Below are 6695 nucleotides of genomic sequence, written 5' to 3' on the forward strand. Positions count from 1 at the left end.
GCGAACCTCCAGCCAGAAGCGTGAGCCCTCGCCCTCGCGCGACCAGAACCCGACCTCGCCCTGCATCAGCTCGGCCAGGCGACGGGTGATGGCGAGCCCCAGGCCCGAGCCGCCGAACCGTCGCGTGGTGGAGGCGTCCGCCTGGCTGAAGCGCTCGAACAGGCGCGCCTGCGCCGCCTCGGGGATGCCGATCCCGGTGTCCTCGACTTCGAACCGCAGGACGCCAGGCTGAGCCCAGCAGGCCCTGACCGTGACCCGCCCGGTCTCGGTGAACTTCACCGCATTGCCCACCAGGTTGAACAGCGCCTGGCGCAGCCGCACGGGTTCGGATCGCACCCAGCCGACCCGCTCGTCGATCTCCAGGACGAGGTCCAGGCCCTTGGCGCGGGCCTGGGGCCCGAGAATCCGCGTGACGCCGGACACCAGCTCGCCGGGATCGAGGGTCTCGCTGTTGAGCTCCAGCCGACCCGCTTCAATCTTGGAGAAGTCGATCACGTCGTTCAGCAGCTCCGACAGCATGCCGCCGCAGGAGAGCGCCTCTTCCAGCAAGCCGCGGCCGTCGGCCGACAACGCCGTCTCGTTCTTCAGGAGGTGAAGCACGCCCATCACGCCGTTCATCGGCGTGCGAATCTCATGGCTCATGTTGGCCAGGAACGCCGACTTGGCCTCGGCCCCGGCTTCGGCCGCCCGCTGGGCTTCGACCAGGGCGAGTTCCTGCCGCTTGAGCGCATCGCAATCCTGGACCAGGCCGACCGCCTTCAGCCAGCGGCCGTTACGATTGAGCAGAACGTGATGATAGATCCGCACCCAGCGTTCGGAACCGTCGGGCCGCAGCAGCCGCGCCTCGAAGCTCTCGCCGGGGCGCTTCTCGCCACGATGCAGCGCGACGAACGCCTGACGGACGGCGGCGAGATCATCGGGATGGAAGCGCGGAAACTCCAGTCGACGGGTTGCCGCATAGCCGGGCGCAGGACCACCGACGATGCGCTCGAACTCCGGCGAGCCCCAGACCGTCTTGCGGACATGGTCGATCTCATAGACCCCGGCCTGGGCCGCCTCCAGCGCCAGGGACAGACGCGCCGCGCTGGCCTGCGCTTCGCGGCGCGCCTCGGAAAGCGCGGAGATATCATCGGCATAGACCACCATGCCGCCGACCTGGCCCTGGGCGTCAAACCAGGGCGCGGCTTCCCAGCGCAGCCAGTGAGCGCGTCCGGCGCCGTCGATGAACTGATCCTCACGACGGGAGACGGTAAAGCCCTCCATCACCTCGGCATGGGCCAGCAGGAATCGCTGGGGCGCGCGCGACATGGCCAGACCGGCGTCGCTGTCCGGCTCCAGGCCGAAGGTCTGGGCCCAGCGCGGGCTCACCACCACATAGCGCTGGTCGTGGTCCATCATGGCCACGGCGAAGGGCGCGGCCTCCACCAACTGGCGGATCTGCCGCTCGCTGCGGCGGGCGGCGTCGCGGGCGCCGGCCAGTTCGGTGATGTCTTCCGAAATGCCCTTGAGCACATACTGGCCGTCGATGGCGCGCTCGGTTCGCACGGTCACACGCATCACCAGCCAGCGATCCCGGGCCCAGATACGATGCTCCAGACTCACGGTCTCACCGCTGGCCCCGGCGCGCTCCAGCGCTTCCTCCGTGGGCGCACGGTCGTCCGGGTGAACCAGGCTGAACAACAGCTCCGGCGTCCACACCACCTCGGGATCAAAACCGGCCAGTTGGATCAGCTCGTCGGACCAGAAGATGGTGTCCGTGCTGGGGATGTATTCCCATGTGCCGATGCCGGCCGCCGAGCTGAGCGCTTTGCGGGTGCGCCGCGCTTCCTCCAGCTCCTCGGCCCGCGCCCGCTGGGCGGCCGCGTCGCGCAGAGTCACGATGTAGCGCCCGTCCTCCAGTTTCTGGGTGCGCGACGCCATCCACAGAAGCCGACCATCGCGCGTGCGGATGCGCGCTTCACGCTCAGAGACGACCCCGGAAGCCATGTCGCGCAGACGCGGCGCGGCCGCCTCGCCGTCTTCCGTGACGAAGTAGTCCAGCGCCGGAGAACCGACGAGTTCGGCCTCAGAATATCCGGTCAGCCGCACCCAGGCCGGGTTCACAAGGAGGAGGACGCCCGCGGAATCGACCACATGCATCAGGTCGCTGCTGTGCTCGAACAGCGCCCGGATCATCGCGGTCTTGTCGTCGTCAAACGGGCGCGGCTCGGCCATGAGGGTCCTCGTTGGAACCCCAGGTTGTAAGATGAGCGCGTAAATTTAGTGTTGGGCGACCGCCGGTATCAGAATGCGCTCTCACCGGTGATGGCGCGACCCAGGATCAGAGCGTGCACGTCGTGCGCCCCTTCGTAGGTGTTGACCGTCTCCAGGTTCGAGGCGTGGCGCATGACGTGATACTCGCCGGAGATGCCGTTGCCGCCGTGCATGTCGCGGGCGACGCGGGCGATATCCAGCGCCTTGCCGCAGTTGTTGCGCTTCAGCATCGAGATCGCTTCCGGCACCCAGGCGCCCTCGTCGATCAGCCGGCCGAGGGCCAGCGCGCCTTCGAAACCCAGCGCGATTTCGGTCGACATGTCGGCCAGCTTCTTCTGCACCAGCTGGCGGGAGGCCAGGGTGCGGCCGAACAGCGAACGGCTCGAAACATAATCGCGGCTGGCGTGGAAGCAGAACTCCGCCGCGCCCATGGCGCCCCAGGCGATGCCGTAGCGCGCCTTGTTGAGGCACGAGAACGGTCCGCGCAGGCCCTCGACGCCGGGCAGCATGGCGTCTTCCGGCACGTGCACGTCGGTCAGCGAGATCTCGCCGGTCACCGAGGCGCGGAGCGAGAGCTTGTTCTGGATCTTGGGGGTTTCGAAGCCCTTGGTCCCTCGCTCCACCAGGAAGCCGCGGATCTTGCCGTCCAGCTTCGCCCAGACCAGGGCCACGTCGCAGACCGGCGCGTTGGTGATCCACATCTTGGCGCCATTCAGCACATAGCCGTCCGACACCTTCGTCGCGACGGTGCGCATCGAAGCGGGGTCCGAGCCGCCATCCGGCTCGGTGAGGCCGAAGCAGCCGATAATCCGACCCGCCGCCATGCCGGGCAGGTACTTGCGGCGCTGCGCCTCGGACCCGAAGGCGTGAATCGGATACATCACCAGCGAGGACTGCACGCTCATCGCCGAGCGGTAGCCGCTGTCGATGGCCTCGATCTCACGGGCGATCAGACCATAGGCCACATGGTTGACCCCAGCGCAGCCATACTCTTCCGGCAGCGTCGGGCCGAGGAACCCGAGTTCGCCCATCTCGGTCATGATCTCGCGGTCGAACCGCTCTTCGGCATAGGCCGAGACCACCCGTGGCAGCAGCTTCTCACGCGCGTACTGCCGGGCTGCGTCCCACACCATGCGCTCCTCTTCCGAGAGGCGCGACGAGAGGTCCAGCGGGTCGTCCCAGCGGTAGGTCTTCTGCGGGGCGGTATCGAGCGGCATGGTGAACGTCCTCGCTTGTCCGGACAATCGGCGCGCCGGCGACTTAGCCGGTCTTCAGGTTCCTGTGTAGACGCCGGGGCGCTTTTCCAGGAACGAGGCGCGGGACTCCTTGGCGTCGTTCGACGCCCGTCGGGCCAAGGCCAGACCCTGGGTCTCGTTGCGCAGCGCCTCTTCCAGCCCGACATCCTGGTTCCGCTGCAGGACGCGTTTGGACATGCGCAGCGCCAGCGGCGGCCAGCGTCCCATCTCCTCCGCATAGGCGACCGCCGCATCCAGCAGTTCGGTGGCAGGCACGATGCGGTTCAGAAGGCCGAGCCTGAGCGCCTCTTCCGCGCCCACCGCACGGCTGGTGAAGATCATGTCGGCGGCGGCGGCGTATCCGACCACGCGGGGCAGGAACCAGGAGAGCCCGGAGTCCGGTGAGAGATTGCGCTCGATGAACACGCTCTTGAACCGTGACGCCTCTGTCCCGATCCGCACATCGCAGGCCATGGCGGTGGAGAGCCCGGCTCCCGCCGCAATGCCGTTGATCGCTCCGATCAACGGCTTGTCGAAGCCGGCCAGCATCGTCGCCCAGCGCCCGACCCACCCCATCTCGTCCAGCCGCTCGTTCTGGTCGGCATAGACCGGGCCGCCCTCGGACATCACCGCCGCGCCGGCGGCGAGATCAGCGCCCGAACAGAAACCACGGCCCGCGCCGGTGAGCACCACAGCGCGTACGCCGTCATCCGCGCGCGCCTCGGCCAGAGTCGCGCCGACCTCCTCGCGCATCGCCGCCGAAAGCGCGTTCAGCCGATCGGGCGCATTGAGCGTCAGCACGCCCGTGGCCCCGCGCCGTTCCCATTGGATATGCTGGCTTGCCGACATCGCGCGTCTCCCGTCCGTTTTGCCAACACTCGCGCCAATTGGCCGGGCGGGGAAGGGGTCAGTAGGCGGCGGACAGCGAAACGGCGACCATCGCCCGCGTGCGGCGGTGCGTGGAACGCGACATGACCAAATCCCCGGTGCAACCGAGAAGCGCATTTGGCGTAGGTCTTCGGTTCGAAATGCGAATCGTTCTTAATAAGCCCGCTGATCGCAACCCGCTTGCAGTCTCGCGCGTAGACTTTCCAGAGCCGCCTGGTGGCTCCAGGAGACTCTCCCTTGGCCCTAGCCGCTTGGATCGGACCCGGCGTTCAGCCTTCGCTAACCGGCGCAGTCGAGCCTTCGATTCGCGTCATGGATATCCTTCGCCCCTACCTTGTGATCGCCGCCCTGGCGTTCCTGCTGGGCCTGTCGGGCTATGGCGCGGGCGCGTTCGCGCGGGGCCTTATGGCCGAACCCAATCATGCCTTCGCGGTTGAAACGCCGCTCTACGGCGGCAAGCACATCTGAGCGGTCAGCCGCCGCGTGCGACGAAGCCCGGATTGCGGAAGCCGGCCTGCGCCTTGCCATAGCCGAAAGGGCCGTCATCCAATCCGCGCACGCTCCCGCCGGCGGCTTCAAGCACGGCGTGCCCCGCGGCGATGTCCCACTCCATGGTTGGCCCATGGCGCGGATAGACATCGGCGCCGCCCTCGGCCAACCGGCAGAACTTGATCGAGGAATCCATCGCCAGTGTGTGATCACAGGCGAAATCGGCCATCAGCTTGGTCCGATGCTCTTCCTTCATGGTGTGGCTGATCAGGGCCACCGCGGCGCCGGTCGGCCAGGCGCGCACCCGCACCGGCTCGGCCGGACCGCCGTGGATGCGCTTCAGGGCCGCGCCGTCCTGGGTGAACCAGGTCTCGCCCGTGGGCGGGCAATTGACGGCGCCGGCCACCGGCCGCCCGTCGACAATCAGCCCGATGTTCACTGTGAAGCTGGGATCCCCGCGAACGAAGGCCTTGGTGCCGTCCAACGGGTCCACCAGGAAGAATCGCGGGCCGATGGCGTCGGGCGTCCCAAACTCGCTGGCGTCCTCTTCGGAGATCACCGGGACGCCGGGAAAGGCGCGCGCCAGATGCTCCAGGATCAGCGCCTCGCCCCGCTGATCAGCCTCGGTCACCGGGCTCTCGTCGGCCTTGCGGACGACCTCCAGTCCGGAGCGCCAAAGAGGCAGGATCAGGGCGGCGGCGGCCTCCACCATGTCGGCGAGGATCGGTCCGATGCGCGCGGGGTCGGCGATGGGGTCGGCGGTCAAGGCAAGTCCCTGGTCTGGAGGCCGGGCTCTGGTAGTGCGCGCGGGCCGTTTCCCCAAGGCGCAAATCGCGTCTAGCTAGGGCGCATGACCGATCCCGCCCCCGTCGTGCGCCCGGCTGAGCTGGCCGCCTATCTCGCCGCGCGCATGTGTCACGACTTTATAAGTCCCGCGAGCGCCATCACTTCGGGCCTGGACCTGCTGGAGGATCCGTCCGCCCAGGACATGAAGGAAGAGGCGATGGGGCTTATCGCCACCTCGGCCCGAAAGCTCGCAGACCTGCTGTCGTTCTGCCGCGTCGCCTTCGGAGCCTCGGCTTCGGCCGAAACCTTTGATGTGCGCGACCTGGAGAAGCTGGCCCAGGGGGTCTTCAGCCACATGCGCGCCGACCTCGAATGGCGGGTGGAGCCGCCGGCCATCAACAAGCCCGCCGCCCGCGCGCTGCTCAATCTCGCCCAGATGGCCGGAGCGGCGCTGCCCACGGGCGGCACGGCGAGGGTGCAAGCGGTGGAAGAGAACCAGACCCTCGTCGTGGCGCTGGAATCTGAGAGCCCTCGCGCCCGGCTGCGGCCCGAGGTGCTGGCCGGCCTGCGCGGCGAACCCCTGGGCGAAGGCCTGCACGGCCACTGGGTCCAGGCCTATTACGTTCACCTGCTGACCGCTGACGCCGGCGGCCGCGTTTTCGCCGACGTCCGCGAAGACCGCGTCGTGTTCGCGGCCTCGATCCCGCTGTAACGCTGTGTGGAAGGCGCTTGCCGCCCTTCTCACGGTGGGCCTGGCGCTCGCCGGAGCGGCGCACGCTGAGACCCGGCGCTTCACAGCTCACGATCTGGCGATGCTGGACCAGATCAGCGACCCGCAGCTCTCGCCGGACGGGCGATATCTCGCCTACACGCTGCGTTCGACCGACTGGACCAACAATCGGGGCGTCGGCTCGATCTGGCTGCATGATCGCCGCGCGCCGACGCTCCCGCCCCGCGTGCTGGCGATCTCCGACAGGGCGGCGGCGGCGCCGCGCTGGTCGCCGGACGGCCGCTCGCTCTATTTCCTCTCGGCGCGATCCGGGA

Annotated in this window: 6 protein-coding genes and 1 pseudogene; 3 read left to right on the forward strand and 4 right to left on the reverse strand. The window is 68.3% G+C overall.

Going from position 1 to position 6695, the window contains the following annotated elements:
* From ACIQ3R_RS13285 to ACIQ3R_RS13295, 3 genes are all read right to left on the reverse strand, one after another.
* On the reverse strand, positions 1-2214 hold a 2214-nt coding region (locus ACIQ3R_RS13285; protein WP_397419265.1), incomplete at its 3' end, for a PAS domain-containing sensor histidine kinase.
* A 68-nt stretch (positions 2215-2282) separates the two neighbouring features.
* Positions 2283-3470, reverse strand: coding sequence for an acyl-CoA dehydrogenase (locus ACIQ3R_RS13290; protein ID WP_397419267.1), 1188 nt, complete (start codon positions 3468-3470; stop codon positions 2283-2285).
* A gap of 54 nt (positions 3471-3524) precedes the next feature.
* Positions 3525-4337 (reverse strand): enoyl-CoA hydratase/isomerase family protein, encoded by an 813-nt coding sequence (locus tag ACIQ3R_RS13295; protein ID WP_397419269.1) that lies wholly within the window; start codon positions 4335-4337, stop codon positions 3525-3527.
* Between the two features lie 276 nt (positions 4338-4613).
* On the opposite strand from ACIQ3R_RS13295, the gene ACIQ3R_RS13300 reads away from it, so the two are divergent.
* A complete protein-coding gene (locus ACIQ3R_RS13300; protein WP_397419271.1) occupies positions 4614-4844 on the forward strand; it encodes a hypothetical protein in 231 nt (76 codons plus the stop codon).
* 4 nt (positions 4845-4848) lie between these two features.
* Here the strand turns inward: ACIQ3R_RS13300 and cysQ are convergent, their stop codons facing one another.
* On the reverse strand, positions 4849-5577 hold the full coding sequence (gene cysQ / locus ACIQ3R_RS13305; protein WP_397419275.1) for a 3'(2'),5'-bisphosphate nucleotidase CysQ: 729 nt from the start codon (positions 5575-5577) through the stop codon (positions 4849-4851).
* A gap of 138 nt (positions 5578-5715) precedes the next feature.
* Here cysQ and chpT point away from each other — a divergent pair, with 138 nt between their 5' ends.
* Both chpT and ACIQ3R_RS13315 read left to right on the forward strand, forming a co-directional pair.
* Positions 5716-6363, forward strand: a complete 648-nt coding sequence (gene chpT / locus ACIQ3R_RS13310; RefSeq protein ID WP_397419273.1) for a histidine phosphotransferase ChpT — start codon at positions 5716-5718, stop codon at positions 6361-6363.
* A 4-nt stretch (positions 6364-6367) separates the two neighbouring features.
* Positions 6368-6695 (forward strand): annotated as a pseudogene (locus ACIQ3R_RS13315) (S9 family peptidase); the annotation flags it as partial.

Origin of the sequence: Phenylobacterium sp. (assembly GCF_044371015.1) — a bacterium.
Lineage (GTDB): Bacteria > Pseudomonadota > Alphaproteobacteria > Caulobacterales > Caulobacteraceae > Phenylobacterium.